Raw genomic sequence first — 17,042 nt, 5'->3', positions numbered from 1 at the left:
ATCTTCTCCTAGCGGCCGGCCATCGGGGCCGCGTAAGCTGTCGGACCAGTCAAATCGGATACGCCCGTTTTTCTAAACGCGCCTTACCCGGCCCACAAACTGCATCCACTCTTTTGTTTGGTGCATGCCGTTGCCCCAAAACCGGGTTTCACTCTTGGGCGGCATACATTAAGTCCAGATTAACCCTGATATCTGTGGCAGGCGGGCCGCCTGTCCAGTGACCAAGTACCTTGCATCGCTTGTTTCCCGTCGACGCGGGTGCGGGTTAACGTTTCGAATCGTCCTGATTCCGTCATTCTGTCCGAAGGTCAAGCGCCTCTGGCATGATTCGCATGAAAAAAGCGAATCAATTACCCGACTTAGCGCACCGCGCCCCCAAGGGAAGCGCGGCCGCGCCTTCATTCCTGCACTCAGCTGCACTTAGGCCCGCCCAGCCCTGCCCGACGAAACGCCAAATCCTTCGATCAGCGCTTCCGTCGCTTGTACATCCTGAAACTGCGCCTGAATTTCGATCAGATGGCGGAAATTTTCGTCCGAAGGGTCCGCCTCGAGCGCCGCTTCCGCCTGTTTCAGTTCCTTATGTAAGGTGCGCGCGCTGCGCTGCAAGTGCAACGCCTGGTTCAGGGCGTCGCGGGCATCCTCGAGCGCCGCCGTCTCCAGCGCCGGCCATTGCCGCGCCCGCTTGATCAGGCCGACGGCGCGCTCCCAGATCTCGGCGCAGCCGGCGCGCTCGATCGTCGCCACCACGGCGTGGCGGTCGTTGGCCATGTCATGCGCCATCGCGTCGAGGATGGCGGCATGCAGCCGGGTCAGATCGGAATTGGCGAGATCGAGGAACTCGACATGAGCGAAGTTCTCGTCGATCAGCGCCGGATGGTTGATCAAGGCGACGATGATCGTCGCCTCGCGCACCGACATCCCTTCGCTGCCGCGCTTGACCAGCGCCGACTGGCCGAGGCTTTCGGTGATCGCCATGCGGCCGCCGCCAGGCTTGGCGAATTGGCCACCGGGTGCGGCTGCCTTGCCCTGCCCCGGTTTCCAGTCCTGGCGGCCTTGGCGCGCATTGCGCTGGGAGCCGAAGAAGCTCTGCACCCGTTCGCGCATTTCCTGCTGGTAGTGGTAGCGCGTGCTTTCGTCGCGGATGCGGCTGCTGAGTTCCCGCAGCGTCTGTCCCAATTCCGCCCGCCGCTCCGGCGTGTCGAAGACGCCGCCCGCCGTCTCCCGCATCCACAGGAGGTCGACCAGCGGCCGCGCATCGGCCAGCACGGCGCGGAAGGCATCCGGCCCCTCGGCCTTGACCAGGTCGTCGGGATCCTTGCCTTCCGGCAGCAGCGCGAAGCGCGCCGAGCGTCCGGCCTGTACCGACGGAAGCGCCATGTCGGCGGCCCGCCACGCCGCCTTCAGCCCGGCCTTGTCGCCGTCGAAGCACAGCATCGGCTCCGGCGCCATGCGCCACAACAATTCGAGCTGGTTTTCGGTAAGCGCGGTACCGAGCGGCGCCACGACATTCTCAAAGCCGGCCTGCGCCAGCGCGATCACGTCCATGTAGCCCTCGACGGCGATGACCGTACCGCCTTTCGCCAATGCCTTGCGGGCGCGGGCGAAATTGTAGAGCACATTGCCCTTGTGGAAGAGCTCGGTGTCGGGCGAGTTCATGTATTTGGCGAGCGCATCGGGCGCCAGCGCGCGACCGCCGAAGGCGATGATCTTGCCGCGCGAATCCGGGATCGGGAACATGATGCGGTCGCGGAACCAGTCATAGGAGACCGGGATATCGTCGCCATGGCGCACCAGCCCGCAGGCCTCGATATCGGCCTTCGGCACGCCCTTGGCCGCCAGATGTTCCTTCAGCGCATTGCGGCTGTCGGGCGCGAAGCCGAGCCGGAACGACTGCTGCGTCGCGGGCGTCAGCCCACGGTCGCGCAGATAGGCGCGGGCTTTGGCGCCTTCAGGCCCTTGCAGGCGCTCCTGGAAGAAGACGGTCGCCATTTCCATGACGTCGGTCAGGCTGGCGCGTTCCTTCTCGCGCCGTTCTTCCTGCGCATCGCGAACCGGCATCGGCACGCCGGCCATGTCGGCGATCTTCTCGACGGCCTCGGGAAAGCTCAATCCCTCGAGTTCGGTGAGGAACTTGAAATGGTCGCCCGAGACCGAGCAGCCGAAACAGTGGTAACGCCCCTTCTTGTCCTCGCAGTGGAAAGACGGGCTCTTTTCGCCATGAAACGGGCAGCACGCCCAATAATCGCCACGCGAGGCATTGGTCTTTTTGCGATCCCACGCGACGCGCTGGCCGATAACCGATGAAATCGGCACGCGGTCGCGGATCTCGTCGAGAAAGGCGGGTGGAAAGCGCATTGAGGGAACTCGTTTCCCCACCATATAATCATGCCCGCGATCTCAGACGACCCCTAATGCGGACGATGCCCGGTTTCCACAGGCCAGATAGAAAGGCGGCCATTGCGGACCGCCTTTCTTTTTCAGTCCGGCACCAGTCGGAACTTACTGCGCGGCAAGCGCGCCGAAGATGACGCCGGAGAGGATGCCGACCAGCACATAGTCGTTGCCGACGCGGATCCATTCCTGGCCGCGGCCGGGATGGTGCAGGCCATAGCGGCCATAGTCGCGGATCGGCCGGTGCTGCCTCCAGCCGGAATATTTCTGGCCATTGCGCCAGTTGCTCCGCTTCACCACGACCTTCTTCTTGAAGACACGTTTTTTCATATCCCGGTGGTCGCCGGGCCTCTGCCAGTCGACCTTGGTGTAGTTCGACTGCGGCGCGACCGGAGCATTCATCGGCGCTGCCTGGCCGGTGAGTGAGGTGGCGGCCAGCATCGAGAAAGCCAGAGCGGAAAGCACAATGCGTTTCATGGGAAGTCTCCTTGGTTGTCGATGCCAGAGGAATAGCGGCCAGGGGATGAACCGAAACTGAACGTCAGCATTACAATTGTGTAATGAATCTCGCTGCTTAGTTCGAATATTTGAACATAAGCGCAAGGAGCGGCGCCAACACCCTCCCAGGTCCGCCAGATCCACGGCTCAAGCCCGTGCAACCATTTGGGGGCCCGTCCATTTTCCGACACCGGCTGTCGCCTCGCGGCGAGCCCTTGAAATCGACAAATTTTTATTACCCGGCTAAAATATTCCGACTATATTCCAAGGCTGCCATGACCATGATTCGTACCCTCGCTTTAACCACCGGTCGCCATGCTGCCCGCCGCACGCGCCATGCCGGCATGCAGGCGCCGCGATGAGCGGCTCCGTCGTCCTTCTGCACCTGGCCGGCGCGGTGGCGCTGATGCTGTTTGCCACCCGCCTGGTCAAGACCGGCGTCGAGCGGGCCTATGGCGACGTGCTGCGTCATCGCCTGCGCGCCACCATGCGCAATCCGATCATGGCGGTGCTGGCCGGCACCGGCCTTGCGATCGCGCTGCAAAGCTCCACCGCCGTCACCTTGCTGGTCGGCTCCTTCGCCGGTTCAGGCATCGTCTCGGGCGCCGCCGGTCAGTTGGCCGTGCGTGGCGCCGAGATCGGCTCGGCTCTGGTGGTCAAGCTTCTGACCTTCGACCTCACGCTGTTGGTGCCGCTCTGCCTGATTGCCGGCACGGTGATGTTCATGGCCACGGAGCGGCGCGACTGGCGCCAGACCGGCCGCATCCTGGTCGGCATCGGTCTCCTGATCCTGTCCCTCGAAATGATCGGCCAGGCGTCCGAGCCGCTGCGCAACAGCCAGCTGCTGCCGGTCATCCTCAATTACTTCTCCACCGATTCCATCACCGCTTACCTGCTGGCGGCAATGATCACCTGGCTGTTCCAGTCGAGCATCGCGGCGGTGCTGTTGATGGCGACGCTGGCCGGCCGTGGGCTGATCAGCCCTGAACTCGGCCTTGTCCTCATCCTCGGCGTCAATCTCGGTTCGTCGCTGATCGCGCCGATGCTGACACGCTCGGCCAGTCCCGAAGTGCGCGTCGTGCCGGTCGGCAACCTTTTGATGCGCGGGCTGGGTTCGCTGGTCATGCTGATCCTGTTCATGATCTTCCGGCCGCATGTTGCCTTCCTCGGCCCGACGGCGGCCGATCAGATCGTCAACGCTCATATCCTGTTCAACGTGGTCATCCTGCTCGCCGGCCTGCCGCTGGCCGGTCTGGTCTACCGAGCCTCCGAAAGGATCGTGGCGCTCGGCGCCAAACCGGCGCCGGCCGCTGCGCTCGACGTCGTCGAACTGTCGGCGCTCAACGAAAGCGCGATCGATGTGCCGAGCCAGGCCCTGGCCAACGCCACACGCGAGGTGGTGCGTGTCTGCGAGACGGTCGAGATCATGCTCAAGCGCATCATCGAACTCTACGAGGACGCCGACTCGGACAAGATCAAGGCGCTGGCGGCCCTCGACGACCGTGTCGACCGCAGGCACGCGGCCATAAAGCTCTACCTCGCCAAGGTCACCAGGAATCCGATGACCGAAGACGAGGCGCTGCGCTGCCAGGAGCTGATCGGCGCCTGCGTCAAGCTCGAGCAGGTCGGCGACATCATCGTGCGCAACATGCTGGTGCATGTGAAGAAGAAATTCGACCGCGGGCTGGAATTCACCGACGAAGGCTGGAGCGAATTGTGCGCCTTCCATGGCTCGGTGTTGGCCAATGCCCGGCTCGCCTTCAACGTCCTTGTCTCGCGCGATCCCGAAACCGCGCGCCAGCTCGTGCTGGAAAAGGACCGGCTGCGCGACCGCGAGAAGGAAACCAGCGCCAGCCATTTTATGCGCCTGCGCGAAGGCACCGCCAAAAGCGTCGAAACCAGCTCGATCCACCTCGACACCATCCGCGACCTGAAGCAGATCAACTCGCTGCTGGCCTCGATGGCCTACCCGGTTCTGGAAGAGCGCGGCCTGCTCACGGGATCGCGGCTGAAGGCGAGCTGACTGGCGGAAGCTTCCTGCAATCGCACCGATTTGGAACACGCTTCCATCATTCGGGAAGAGCGCCAAATTTAGCCTTTGCTTATCCAGCCATCCGTCGGCTAAGCATCCGTTTCCACCGGGAGGAAATCGATGGATACCCATTCGCGCAGTTTCGCCAAGGCGCTTTCCTGGCGCGTGACCGGCACCATCGATACGATGATCATCTCGCTGGTGGTGACCGGAAGCATCAAGCTTGCGGCCGCCATCGGGGTGACGGAGGTCTTCACCAAGTCGCTGCTCTATTATTTTCATGAGCGGGCATGGCTGAAGATTCCTTACGGACGCAAGTCCGTCACCTGATGGGCTTGCGATCGATGGGTCCCGTCAAGAAAACCTAAACCGGCGATAAAAATTTCTGGATTGCCTGCTACGGCCATCCATGGTTTGAGCCCTGCATTCGGGGGTTCCTTTTCATGTCGCTGCCGCTCATCGCCCTGTTCATCGCCGCCTTCGCTTTCGGCACCACCGAATTCGTCATCGCCGGCGTGCTGCCGCAGGTGGCGCAGGGGCTAGGCGTTTCGGTTCCTTCCGCCGGCTATCTCGTCTCCGGTTATGCCTGCGGCATCGCCATCGGCGGGCCGCTGCTGGCGCTTGCCACCAAGAGCCTATCGCGCAAGACCTTGCTGCTTGGCCTCGCCGTCGTCTTCACCCTCGGCCAGGCGGCCTGCGCGCTGGCACCCGACTTCGCCTCGATGCTGTTGCTGCGCATTGCCGTGGCTGTCGCGCATGGCGCCTATTTCGGCGTCGCCATGGTGGTCGCCGTCGGCCTTGTGCGCGAGGATCAGCGCGGCATGGCGGTCGCCGTCATCCTGTCGGGTCTCACCGTCTCCAACGTCATCGGCGTGCCGGCCGGCACCGCCATCGGCAACATCTGGGGCTGGCGCGCGACCTTCTGGGTGATGTGCGCGCTGGGCGTGGCGGCAACGCTCGCCATGGCGGCCTTGCTGCCGCGCACCACCGGATATCAGGCCAGGTCGGCGAGCCTTGCCAGCGAGGTCCGCGTCCTGGCGCGCCAGCAGGTCTGGACTTCGCTGATCCTGATGCTGATGCTGATGCTCGGCCAGTTCTGCCTGTTCACCTACATCACCCCAACGCTGCTGGAGGTCACCGGGCTCGATGAAAACCTGGTGCCCTGGGTGCTGCTGCTCAACGGCGTCGGCGCCACGCTTGGCGTCTTCCTGGGCGGCAAACTGTCCGACTGGAAACTGATGCCGTCGCTGATCACCATGCTTGCCCTGCAGGCGGTGACGCTGGCCATTATCTATGCCGTCAGCCCCTATCCCGTGCCGATGGTCGTCGCGATCATCGTCTGGGGCGGCCTCAACTTCGCCATCGGCACGCCGATCCAGACCCGGATCCTGGCTTGGACGGCGGACGCCTCGAACCTCGCCGCCTCGCTCATCCCGTCCGGCTTCAATATCGGCATCGCGCTGGCCGCATCGCTGGGCGCCGCCATGCTCAATGCCGGCTACGGCTATCGCAGCCTGTCGCTTGTTGGCGCCTCTGCGATGCTGGTCGCCGTCATCGTGGCTGTCATCTCCCATCTCTGGGAACGGCGCAGCGACATCGGCCCGCCAGTACCGGCGGCCGCCGAATAACATGGCAAGGACTGTCGCCGATTTCGGCCTGACCTGCGGCAACTTGCCGGCGGGCCCGCACAACGCGATCACCGATGTGCCTGGCGTGCGCGTCGGTCACCGCACGCTGCGCGACGGCGACATCAACACCGGCGTGACCGCGATCCTGCCGCATGGCGGAAACCTGTTCCGCAGCAAGGTGACGGCGGCAAGCCATGTCATCAATGGCTTTGGCAAGACCGTCGGGCTGATGCAGGTCAAGGAACTCGGCACCATCGAGACGCCTATTCTCTTGACCAACACGCTCTCGGTCGGCACCTGCGCCACGGCGCTGATCCGTGACGCCATCCGCCAGAACCCCGATATCGGCCGCACCACCGGAACGGTCAATCCGGTGGTCGGTGAATGCAATGACGGTCCGTTGAACGACATCCAGGCCATGGCAATATCAGAGCAGCATGCCCTTGCCGCGCTGGCGGATGCCCGAGAAGGCGCGTTCGAACAGGGCAATATCGGCGCCGGAACGGGAATGAGCTGCTTCGGCTTCAAGGGCGGCGTCGGCTCGGCCTCCAGGAAAATCGCGCTCGCCGGCGGACATCATCTTGGCGTTCTCGTCCTGTCGAATTTCGGCAGGGCCGGCGACCTCGTCCTGCCCGATGGGCGCCGGCCCGACCCCAGGCGGCAGGCCGAGGCCGAACGCGGCTCGATCATCGTCGTTCTGGCGACCGATGTGCCGCTCGAACACCGCCAGCTCGAGCGCCTGGCGCGCCGTGCGGGCGCCGGCATCGCCAGGCTCGGTTCCTTCTGGGGCAATGGCAGCGGGGACATCGCCATCGCCTTCAGCACCGGCAACCCGGTCGACCACGATGAAAACCGCGATCTGGTGCCGCTGCTCGCGCTCAACGAAGCACGCATCGACATCCTGTTCCGGGCGGCGGCGGAAGCGACGCAGGAGGCGGTGCTGAACTCCATGCTGTCCGCCGAGGCATTCACCGGCAGGGCCGGCACCCATCGCGCATCGCTCGCCGACTGGCTGCGCGACCAGCCCGAAAGGCGATAGGCGCGGAAAACGCCATCAGATGGCCGCCGGCGTGGAGTTTCCAAACGGTCTCTTACAAATCGATCCGAAACCGCAGGCTCTCCACGTCTTTGGCGGAGCGCCAGAACCTTACAATGCGGATGCACATGCGCCGCTTCACGCGCCTGACCAACGGCTTCTCAAAGAAAGGTTGAAGCTCACGCCAACGCGGTTGCACTTCACTTTATGTACTACAATTTTGTTCGCATCCATGCTTCTCTGCGCATGGCCCCTGCGATGCTGGCGTCACTGACAAGCTTTGGGAGATCGCGGACATCGTTGCGCTGATCGAGGCGAAGGAAGCCGAGGAGCCAGTGGTGCGCGGTCCTATAAAAAGCGGGCTTAGGCCTGTACCGGACCAGCGCATTGGGGAGCAGCATTATGCAACAGATGGTGGGCCCAAATGGGTTTTTCACAAACCTGTTTGGATTCAGTACCATCATACCTATAATCCTATTTCTTATCTTTATTGGTCGAATAGTTCTCAAAGACTGGCCTCTCATAGATCGGCAAGGAGGGTATCTTAGTTACTTCTTCATTCACCGGAAAAGAGATGCAAAAATCTTGATCGCCCTGTGGGTTGTTGGCTTATGTAGCCTTCTCACAACTGCGTTCCTCTCAACGCTTTAGCCCGAGAGGCACGCGACGCCGACCAACTCGGCAAATTCAAACTGACCCACTACCGTTCGTAGATATGGAGGCTCCCGCCGCAAGCCTTGACCCAGCATGTCCGTTTATGGATGGTTGCGCGTCGGCCTGGTCTTTTCGCGCCTACTTGCCGGTGCGCTAAACAAGATGTGTTTCGCCTGACGGCGCGCCGCGCTTTATGATCGCCTCGGGTGATTCCGTGGGGATCACAAACGGCTTCGACAGGAGAATGGGTCCGGTGCGGTTGAGATCTGTCCCGTTGGGTGTCGTTACGTTCCTCGGTCTCCTCGTCGTCGTCATGGCCTTGATGGCATCGGCCCGGTCCTTTGCCGCGCCATCGGCCATTCCGGCCTGGCTGCAGGCCCATGTCGGAGATGGCGATGGCCAGATTTCACAAGTGGTGCTGGAGCGGGCGCGCGCGCTTTACCTGAAAAAAGTCGCCCAGGGCGTCGTCCGGAACCCCTGCTACTTCGCCATGGACGCCACCCGTCCCGGCGATTTGGGCAATGGCGTGCTCGGGCGCCGCTACTATGTCGTATGCGAGGCCAGCCAGTCGTTTCGCGCAATTTCGTCGGGTCACGGCGGCGGCCGCAACCTGAAAGGCACGGTGGATTTCTCCAATGGCAGGCGCTGCGCCAGGAATTTCGGCAATGCCATGGATTCGGAACTGACCGCCGGCGGTCCCTACATGACCCGCGAGGCGAAAACCTCGTTCAAGGGCTATTATCGCATCGGCGCCAAACAGGACGTGGCCTTCCAGCGCACCTTCATCCAGTTCGACGGCGAAGGCGAAGCCGCCAACGCAAGGCAGCGCGTGATCGGCGGCCACGCGGCGCAGGTGCTGCGCGGCATGTGCCTGCGCAAGAGCCCGAGCAGTTCCTATGCCGACCATGACGGCTTCGTGCCGTTCGGCAGGCTGGTGGACTATGCCGGCGGCCGCAGCAATGGCTGCACCAGCTGGTTGCCGGCCGATGCCAGGCAGCTCATCTCGATGGTGAAGGACAACCCCACCACGCTCTATATCTATCCGGAATCGCGCGACATCGCCGCCGTGGCAAACGGCCATTCCGCTTCCGGCACCTACTGGAACGCATCCTGCCTGAAGGAGATCGGTACGCCGAAATTCTGGCCGCGAAAAACCCTTGAGCCGGTCATTGCCCAGTACAAGAAGGACCATCCGGCGGCGCCGCCGCAGCCACTGCCGATGTGCAAGGAGCCGTGAGATGGACCCACGGCACCCTGCTCCGGCTCAGTGCAGGAAATCGAGCACGGCCTGCATGAACTCGGTGGGGTATTCCACGTTCGACAGGTGAACCGCGGGCAGCACGACAAGCTTGGCCCCGGGCACGGCTGCCGCGATCAGTTCGCTGTGGCTGGCCGCCGTCACCGTGTCATGCTGGCCGGCGATTACCAATGTCGGCCGGTTGATCAGGGCCACCGTGCGGCGAAGGTCGGCGTCGCGAACCGCGGCGAACAGACCCGCCAGGCCCAGACGGTCGATCTCAAGCAACATGGCGCGGAATTTCTCGATGACGGGCTCGTTGGCCGCCACCATGCCGGCCGGGAACCAGTTGTTGAGGAACACTTCGGCGGTTTCCGACATGTCCGGCGCCTGTCGCACGACGGCGATCCGCTCGTCGAAATAACTTGCCGGCGAGAGGTGAGATGAAGTGTTGCTCAGGATCAGCCGGTCGATCCGCTCGGGCGCGTGGATGCCGAGCCACTGCCCAACGAAACCGCCCAGCGACAGGCCGAGGAAATGCACCCGGCCAAGGCCGAGCGCATCGATGAGTTCGATCACGTCGCGGCCAAGCCGGTCGAGCGAATAGGCGCCGACCGGCACGCTCGATCCGCCATGGCCGCGAAAATCGTAGCGCAGAACGCGGAAATGCCTGGACAGTTCGCCGATCTGGCCATCCCACATGTGCAGCGTCGTGGCGATGGAGTTGGACAGCACCAGCACCGGTTGCCCAGCGTCACCGTCGAGCTGGTAGGCAATGCGCGTGCCGTCACCGACAGTCACGAAATTCAGCTCACTCATGATTAAAATCCTTTTGGAACGTTGAATGAGGCAAAGCGTAGCTGTGGCTGGGATTTGGTGATATTACAAAGATAGGACAATCTCTGTAATCAAAGCTGACATGGCCGAATTCACCTTGCACGACCTCCAGTGCTTCGACTCGGTGATCCGCAGCGGCGGCTTTCAGCCGGCCGCGGCCCTGCTCCATCGCTCGCATCCGGCGGTGTTCGCCGCTGTCGCCAGGCTCGAACGACAGCTTGATCTCGTCCTCCTGGATCGCGGCGGCTATCGCGTACGGGCGACGGAAGCGGGGCTGTCGTTCCATCGACGGGCGCAATCGCTGCTGCGCGAACTGGAAGGCCTGAGCATCCACGCCGCCCAGCTGTCGATGGGTGAGGAAAGCGATATCCACGTCGTGATCGGCGACCTCTGCCCGCGCCCGCACGTACTGGGCATGCTCGGACGGTTCTTCGCCCAGTGCCCCGGCACGCGGCTGCATCTCCATTTCGAAGCCGTCGGCGGCCCGTGGGAACGCCTTTTTGACGACAAAGCCGATCTCATCCTGCACTGGATCGACAAGGGCGACGTACGGGTGGAATGGATCGATATCAGCAAGGTGTCGTTCATTCCCGTCGTGGCGCCGGGCTTTCTGCCGGAGCGCGTCGAACAACCGGTCACACTGGAGAAGATGCAGGCATTCACCCAGTGCGTGATGCGCGACACCGCCCTGCATTCGCCACGACAGGATTACTTCGTAGCCGAGGGGGCGCCGCAATGCCTGGTCCCCGATCAGGCCATGAAGAAGGAACTCATCCTGCAAGGGCTCGGCTGGGGCCACCTGCCTCACTTCCTGATCGCGGAAGAGCTGCGCGACGGCCAGCTGTTGTCCATAGCCGGCAGTCATCTGCCGGGCCGCACCGACGAATTGGTGGTGGCGCGCCGCCGCGACCGGCCGCACGGCCCGATCGCCAATCGCTTGTGGGTCCATATCCAGCGGGAAGCACCCGCATTGCGCCGCGCGTTGGAGCCTCGGGTCTAACAGCAAGCCGCGGCTTGGCGTCGAGTGGCCGTGTTGGAAGACGACGATGCGAGGGTAAAAAGCCCTACTGCAACAACCCCTTGACGATGCCGCTCGCCTTGCCGAAATCCATCTGGCCGGCATATTTCTGCTTCAGCGCCGCGATCACCTTGCCCATGTCCTTCTGGCTGGCCGCACCGGTCGCCGCGATCGCCTCGCGCGCCGCCGCCGTAACCGCCGCCTCGTCGAGCTGCGTCGGCAGGAAGCCGCGGATGATCTCCATCTCGCCGCGTTCCTGGGCGGCCAGTTCCGGGCGCTTGCCGTCCTCGAATGCCTTGGCCGATTCCTCGCGCTGCTTCACCATCTTGGCCAGGATCTGCAGGATCTCCTCATCGCTGGCGGGTTCCTTGCCGGCACCGCGATTGGCGATGTCGCGGTCGTGGATGGCGGCCTGGATCAGCCGCAATGTCGGCAGCCGGTGCTTGTCCTGCGCCTTCATCGCGGTCTTCAGGGATTCGGCGATTTTCGCGCGCATTGCTCTCTCTCCTTCGGTCGGCGCGGACAATAGCGCCGGGGACAGGCCAACGCAAACCCTGATATGCCAGGGCAAGCCTATGATATTCCTCAATGAAATAAATCGCGGCCGCGTTTCGCATGATCATTGACCGCCCTGCCCCCTTCCCCTATGTACTGGGCCTTGCATGAACTGAAGCTTGGGTGCGTGGAGGCCGCGAATTCGCCGCTTCGCGCCGTTTGCCGCGCCAACGCCCGCCGGGCTATGGAAGCGCGCGGCTTGATAGGAGTGCCGCCATGGCCGAGATGACGCCCGCCTGGGCCACTGAAAAGCCGACCGCCCTTCTGGTGCTGGCCGACGGCACCGTCATCGAGGGTCGCGGCCTCGGCGCCACCGGCTCGGCGGTCGCCGAGGTCTGCTTCAACACGGCACTTACCGGCTACCAGGAAATCCTCACCGACCCGTCCTATGCCGGCCAGATCGTCACCTTCACCTTCCCGCATATCGGCAATATCGGCACCAATGGCGAGGACATCGAAGACCTCAATCCGGCCGCTCGTGCCGGCGCCGTCGGTGCCGTGTTCAAGGCCGATGTCACCAACCCGTCCAATTACCGCGCCGCCGGCCATCTCGACCAGTGGCTGAAGAAGCGGGGCATCGTCGCGCTCTCGGGCATCGATACCCGCGCGCTCACCGCGCTGATCCGCGAAAAGGGCATGCCCAATGCCGTCATCGCGCACGCGCCCGACGGCGTCTTCGACCTCGACGACCTGAAGCGGCGTGCCGCCGCATGGTCGGGCCTGATCGGGCTCGATCTCGCCAAGGAGGTCACGTCGGGCCAGTCTTCTGTCTGGCGCGAGACGCCTTGGGTGTGGAACGAAGGCTTTGGCGAACAGGCCGAGCCTTCGCTGCACGTCGTCGCCATCGACTACGGCGTCAAGCGCAACATATTGCGCCTGCTCGCCGGTCTGGGCGCCAAGGTGACGGTGGTTCCGGCCAGCACCGGTTCGGAAGAAATCCTAGCCATGCGGCCCGACGGCATTTTCCTCTCCAACGGCCCCGGCGACCCGGAAGCCACCGGCGACTATGCCGTGCCGGTCATCCAGGACCTGCTCAAGACCGACATTCCGGTGTTCGGCATCTGCCTCGGCCACCAGATGCTGGCGCTGGCGCTGGGCGGCAGAACCGCCAAGATGCATCAGGGCCATCACGGCGCCAACCATCCGGTCAAGGATCACACCACCGGCAAGGTCGAAATCGTTTCGATGAACCACGGCTTTGCCGTCGATGCCGACTCGCTGCCCGCGGGTGTCGAGGAAACCCATGTCTCGCTGTTCGACGGCTCGAATTGCGGCGTCGCGTTGACCGGCCGCCCGGTGTTCTCGGTCCAGCATCACCCCGAGGCTTCGCCCGGCCCGCAGGATTCGCACTACCTGTTCCGCCGCTTCGTCAACCTCATCCGCGAAAAGCGCGGCGAGGAATTGCTGGCGGAAAGGGCCTGAGAGGCGTCGTGCCGCCCCTCACTTGCCTCCGGCTTATAGCTGGGCTGCATCTTCCACGACATCGTTCGTGACGTTTGCGACCGTCGCCGGCCTAGCCACCTTGGTGACGAAGACGATGACCGCCAGCACCAGGAAGCATGCACCGACCAGATAGGGCGCGCCGCCGAAGGTTACGGGCGCGCTGGGGCCGGTGAACCAGGAAAAGATCGCGGTATAGAGCAGCGGCGTGACGATCGAGGTGATCGAGAAGATCGAGGTCATCGCGCCTTGCAATTCGCCTTGTGCCGAAGGGGGAACCTTGGCTGCGGCGAGGCTTCTCAGCGGCGGATCGGCCAGCGCTTCCAGGCAGCCGACGACGATCACCGCGTAGACCATCCAGCCTTGCGAGGCGAAGGCATAGCCGAAGGCGCTGGCCGCGGTGAACGTCAGGCCGATGACCGCCGTCCTCCACTCGCCGAGCCTGGGGATGACGCGCGGCAGCACCGTGCCCATGATGATGGCGCCGCACAGGCCGAAAGCGCCGAGCGAGAAGCCGATCTGCTGCTCGCTCCAGCCGTAGCGGTAGTTGGAGACGAACGACCACACCGCCGGATACATCATGTGGCCGAGCGTCATCAGGAAGAAGACCAGCCCAATCCAGCCGATGCCCTGATATTGGCGCATCTGCAGAAGCGTGCCGACCGGGTTGGCGCGTTTCCACTCGAAGCGGCGGCGGTGCTTTTCATCGAGCGTTTCGGGCAGGAAGAACATTGCGATGAGGAAGTTCACGAAGGCGAGCCCGGCGGCGAAAAAGAACGGCACGCGCGGCCCGAACGTACCGAGCAATCCGCCCAGCACCGGCCCGATGACGAAGCCGACGCCGAAGGCGATGCCGAGCAGGCCGAAATTCTTCGCCCGGTTCTCGTCGTTCGAAATATCGGCGATGAAGGCCGACGTCGTCGAATAGCTGGCGCCCGAAATGCCGGCTAGGACGCGGCCGATGAAAAGCATCGGATAGGACCAGGCGATGGCGCATATCAAATTGTCGATGGAGAAGGTCAGCACCGAGGCGAGCAGGATCGGCCGTCGCCCGAACCGGTCGCTCAGGCCGCCCATGATGGGCGCGAAGAAGAACTGCATGGCCGCATAGACGAAGAACAGCCAGCCGCCCTCGATCGCCGCTTCGCTGATGCCGACGCCGGTCAATTCCCTGAGAAAGGCCGGCAGCACCGGCATGATCATGCCGAAGCCGATGATATCGAGCAGCAGCGTGGTGAAAACCAGCGCAAGGCCCCGCTTGGCGGTTTTGGGATCGATCATGATGGGTCAAGCTCCTCTGGCCGCCTGGGGCCGCGGGCGGACGCACCTTATAGGCGAGCCCGCGGAAAGGAACAGTGCGGGAACAGGCAGGAAGCTTTGATCCTGACAGCCCCTGACGGCGCGTTGGCCGCCAGGTCCATGTCCGAAAACGGCTGCTTAGAGCGGGCCGCTCATCGTGTTGCAGTCCGAAAGCTTGCCGCTCTTGTATCCGCGTGTCAGCCAGGTCTGCCGCTGCTGCGAGGTGCCGTGGTTGAAGCTTTCCGGCACGACATAGCCCTGCATCTTCTTCTGCAGCGTATCGTCGCCAATCTGCTTGGCCGCGTTCAGCGCGCTTTCGAAGTCGCCCTGCTCCAATATGCCCTTCTGCCCGGTGTAATGCGCCCACACGCCGGCGAAGCAGTCGGCCTGCAGCTCGATGCGCACCGACAGCTGGTTGGCATCGGCTTCGCTCATGCCTTGCCGCATCTGGTTGAACTTCCCCATGATGCCGGTGAGGTTCTGCACGTGGTGGCCGACCTCATGCGCGATGACATAGGCGCGGGCGAACTCGCCGGAAGCGCCGAACTGCTGGTCGAGCTGCTGGAAGAAGGTCATGTCGAGATAGACCTTGTGGTCGCCCGGACAATAGAACGGTCCCGCCGCCGCCGAGGCAAAGCCGCAGGCGGAGCGGACCTGGCCGGAAAACAGCACCAGCTTCGGGTCCTCATAGGTCAGGCCTTGCGACTTGAAGATGCCGGTCCAGGTGTCTTCCGTCTCGGCGAGCACGGTCGCCACGAACTGCTTCATCTCGTCATTGGCTGGCGTTGCGGCGCTGTCCTGGCCGCCGCTGTTGTCCGATATCTGGCCACCGCCGCCTGGCAGCAGGCCACCGTCGCCACCGCCCAGGATCGTTGAGGGATCAAAGCCGAAATACCATCCTGCCAGCACCACCAGGATGACGAGGAATATGCTACCGCCGCCACCGGCGCGGCCACCGATCGGAATGCGGAACTGGCCGCCACCACCACCGATCCCGCCGCCGCCGCCATCGCTGCGGTCGTCCTCGATATTGTCACTCTGACGACGGCCTCTCCAGAGCATGGCAACTCCTCGTGCTGCAAACTTCCCCATTGCTCCGGCAGGGCCGGCTCAATCCAACAAACAAGTATCGCAATGGTTGCTCCAAGTCACAGCATTTTTGTGGCCAGGCAGCGCCGCATGGCCGCTCCACCGCACTGGCCGGGAGCGCCGCAAGGCCTGTCGCATCGCCGGCATTGGAAGGGGGTTCCAGGCTTGAGGACGATCAGGTGTTTCCTGTCGATGCCGGTGGCGTTGCCGTGCCTCGGGCTTGCGAATGCCGGCGCGGTGACGCTCGATCCCAGCGTCGCCGTCACCGATCCGGCCACGTTGCAGGCGCTGGAGCGCGGCGGCCTGTCGATCAGCCATTTGCTCGGTCCCACGCTCGGCCTCACCCGCGACGCCGACAATAGCAGCCAGTTTTCGGTGCCGGCGCTGGCCAGCGTGCGCGACACGGTCAAGCGCGAGATATCAGACGAGCCGAAGACCAGCGAAGGAAATTGGGCCGGTCCGGCGGTTCTATCAAACGCTGAACCGCCCTAGCCGGCTTCCAGGCTCCGCCAGAACTGGAGGACCGTTGCGGCGATCGCCTCCGGCGCGTCTTCCTGGACGAGATGCTTGGCGCCGGCGACTGTCTGAAACGTCGCACCGGGAATGCGCCGCGCCAGCTCCCGGCCGTCCTTTATCGGGATCCAATCGTCATTTTCGCCCCACAGGATGGTGACCGGACAGCGAATCTCGCCATATCGCCACTCCACTTCCTCCGTGTACTTGTCGTCCACCTGCGCGACTTGCCTCCAGAACGCCTTCTGGCCCTCGTCGCCAAGCCATGGACGCAGATAGGCCTGCATCTCGTCTGTGCGCAACGAATTGTCCGTCGCGCCATCGATGTAGGCCCGCAAGATCGCTTCGTGGACATATGCGGGCAGCCCGGCAAAAACCTTCTCGTTCTGCCTGGCTGCCTGGACCAGCGGCGAACCTTGCGGGCTGATCGCCACTGGATCGATCAGCACCATCGAGCGGAACTCCAACCGTTGAGCAGATGACCGCGCAGAGCGGTCGATCCGCCGAAATCATGCGCGACCACGTCGGGCCGTTCCAGCTTCCAGTGGGCATAGAGCGCCGCGAACAGCTCTTTCTGCATGCCACGCGACACATCGCCGTCCGGCTTGTCCGACCAGCCATAGCCAAGCATGTCGAAATAGTGGACGCGTCGCTGCTTCGCCAGCCATGGCGCGATGCGGCGCCACTCGACCGAGTAGAATGGCGTGCCGTGGAGAACGACGGCGGGCGGTCCTTCCCCCATGACGCCCCAGGCGATCGAATGTCCCTGAAAAACAAAGCGTTCAGGCGGGCGCCACTCGATGGTCATCCGCATC

The 17,042-nt window shown here is 63.5% G+C and carries 16 protein-coding genes and 1 pseudogene; 9 read left to right on the top strand and 8 right to left on the bottom strand.

Features of this window, described 5'->3' with window-relative positions; all coding sequences use genetic code 11:
- Positions 1-420: 420 nt before the first annotated feature.
- Both dnaG and FJ527_RS13040 read right to left on the bottom strand, forming a co-directional pair.
- Positions 421-2,355: a DNA primase gene (gene dnaG / locus FJ527_RS13045; RefSeq protein ID WP_140721904.1), complete on the bottom strand. Its 1,935-nt coding sequence runs from the start codon at positions 2,353-2,355 to the stop codon at positions 421-423.
- A 144-nt stretch (positions 2,356-2,499) separates the two neighbouring features.
- Positions 2,500-2,868, bottom strand: coding sequence for an RcnB family protein (locus FJ527_RS13040; protein ID WP_140823273.1), 369 nt, complete (start codon positions 2,866-2,868; stop codon positions 2,500-2,502).
- A gap of 379 nt (positions 2,869-3,247) precedes the next feature.
- Here FJ527_RS13040 and FJ527_RS13035 point away from each other — a divergent pair, with 379 nt between their 5' ends.
- From FJ527_RS13035 to FJ527_RS13010, 6 genes and pseudogenes are all read left to right on the top strand, one after another.
- Positions 3,248-4,912 carry a Na/Pi cotransporter family protein gene (locus tag FJ527_RS13035; RefSeq protein WP_140823272.1) on the top strand — a complete coding sequence of 555 codons (1,665 nt, stop codon included), beginning with the start codon at positions 3,248-3,250 and terminating at the stop codon, positions 4,910-4,912.
- Positions 4,913-5,041: 129 nt separating this feature from the next.
- The gene (locus tag FJ527_RS13030) at positions 5,042-5,251 is read left to right on the top strand and encodes a DUF2061 domain-containing protein (RefSeq protein WP_015316213.1); all 210 of its coding nucleotides are present in this window, start codon (positions 5,042-5,044) and stop codon (positions 5,249-5,251) included.
- A 113-nt stretch (positions 5,252-5,364) separates the two neighbouring features.
- Positions 5,365-6,549 (top strand): MFS transporter, encoded by a 1,185-nt coding sequence (locus FJ527_RS13025; RefSeq protein ID WP_140823271.1) that lies wholly within the window; start codon positions 5,365-5,367, stop codon positions 6,547-6,549.
- 1 nt (position 6,550) lies between these two features.
- Positions 6,551-7,588 carry a P1 family peptidase gene (locus FJ527_RS13020; RefSeq protein ID WP_140823270.1) on the top strand — a complete coding sequence of 346 codons (1,038 nt, stop codon included), beginning with the start codon at positions 6,551-6,553 and terminating at the stop codon, positions 7,586-7,588.
- Between the two features lie 77 nt (positions 7,589-7,665).
- Positions 7,666-8,133 (top strand): annotated as a pseudogene (locus FJ527_RS29595) (hypothetical protein); the annotation flags it as partial.
- Positions 8,134-8,492: 359 nt separating this feature from the next.
- A complete protein-coding gene (locus FJ527_RS13010) occupies positions 8,493-9,476 on the top strand; it encodes a hypothetical protein (RefSeq protein WP_140823269.1) in 984 nt (327 codons plus the stop codon).
- Between the two features lie 27 nt (positions 9,477-9,503).
- On the opposite strand, the gene FJ527_RS13005 is transcribed toward FJ527_RS13010, so the two are convergent.
- Positions 9,504-10,295: an alpha/beta fold hydrolase gene (locus FJ527_RS13005; protein ID WP_140823268.1), complete on the bottom strand. Its 792-nt coding sequence runs from the start codon at positions 10,293-10,295 to the stop codon at positions 9,504-9,506.
- 100 nt (positions 10,296-10,395) lie between these two features.
- On the opposite strand from FJ527_RS13005, the gene FJ527_RS13000 reads away from it, so the two are divergent.
- Positions 10,396-11,313 carry a LysR family transcriptional regulator gene (locus FJ527_RS13000; protein ID WP_140823267.1) on the top strand — a complete coding sequence of 306 codons (918 nt, stop codon included), beginning with the start codon at positions 10,396-10,398 and terminating at the stop codon, positions 11,311-11,313.
- Between the two features lie 64 nt (positions 11,314-11,377).
- Here FJ527_RS13000 and FJ527_RS12995 read toward each other — a convergent pair whose 3' ends face one another.
- Entirely contained in the window at positions 11,378-11,827 is a 450-nt protein-coding gene (locus FJ527_RS12995; protein WP_140789556.1) for a GatB/YqeY domain-containing protein, read from the bottom strand.
- Positions 11,828-12,102: 275 nt separating this feature from the next.
- On the opposite strand from FJ527_RS12995, the gene carA reads away from it, so the two are divergent.
- The gene (gene carA / locus FJ527_RS12990) at positions 12,103-13,308 is read left to right on the top strand and encodes a glutamine-hydrolyzing carbamoyl-phosphate synthase small subunit (protein WP_140823266.1); all 1,206 of its coding nucleotides are present in this window, start codon (positions 12,103-12,105) and stop codon (positions 13,306-13,308) included.
- 33 nt (positions 13,309-13,341) lie between these two features.
- Here carA and FJ527_RS12985 read toward each other — a convergent pair whose 3' ends face one another.
- Positions 13,342-14,607, bottom strand: coding sequence for a TCR/Tet family MFS transporter (locus FJ527_RS12985; RefSeq protein ID WP_140823265.1), 1,266 nt, complete (start codon positions 14,605-14,607; stop codon positions 13,342-13,344).
- Positions 14,608-14,763: 156 nt separating this feature from the next.
- Complete coding sequence (locus FJ527_RS12980; RefSeq protein ID WP_140721869.1) at positions 14,764-15,687, bottom strand: neutral zinc metallopeptidase; 924 nt, start codon at positions 15,685-15,687, stop codon at positions 14,764-14,766.
- 192 nt (positions 15,688-15,879) lie between these two features.
- Here FJ527_RS12980 and FJ527_RS12975 point away from each other — a divergent pair, with 192 nt between their 5' ends.
- On the top strand, positions 15,880-16,206 hold the full coding sequence (locus FJ527_RS12975) for a hypothetical protein (protein ID WP_224622957.1): 327 nt from the start codon (positions 15,880-15,882) through the stop codon (positions 16,204-16,206).
- Here FJ527_RS12975 and FJ527_RS29590 read toward each other — a convergent pair.
- Both FJ527_RS29590 and FJ527_RS29585 read right to left on the bottom strand, forming a co-directional pair.
- Positions 16,203-16,679 carry an alpha/beta hydrolase gene (locus FJ527_RS29590; RefSeq protein WP_246677712.1) on the bottom strand — a complete coding sequence of 159 codons (477 nt, stop codon included), beginning with the start codon at positions 16,677-16,679 and terminating at the stop codon, positions 16,203-16,205. The genes FJ527_RS12975 and FJ527_RS29590 overlap by 4 nt on opposite strands.
- Positions 16,670-17,035, bottom strand: a complete 366-nt coding sequence (locus FJ527_RS29585) for an alpha/beta fold hydrolase (protein ID WP_246677711.1) — start codon at positions 17,033-17,035, stop codon at positions 16,670-16,672. The genes FJ527_RS29590 and FJ527_RS29585 overlap by 10 nt, the downstream gene beginning before the upstream one ends.
- Positions 17,036-17,042: the final 7 nt, after the last annotated feature.

It is taken from the genome of Mesorhizobium sp. B2-4-18, assembly GCF_006441385.1.
GTDB classification, from domain to species: Bacteria; Pseudomonadota; Alphaproteobacteria; order Rhizobiales; family Rhizobiaceae; genus Mesorhizobium; species Mesorhizobium australicum.
The sequence above is the reverse complement of the archived record's forward strand: the minus strand, read 5'-3'. Positions and strand labels throughout refer to the sequence as shown.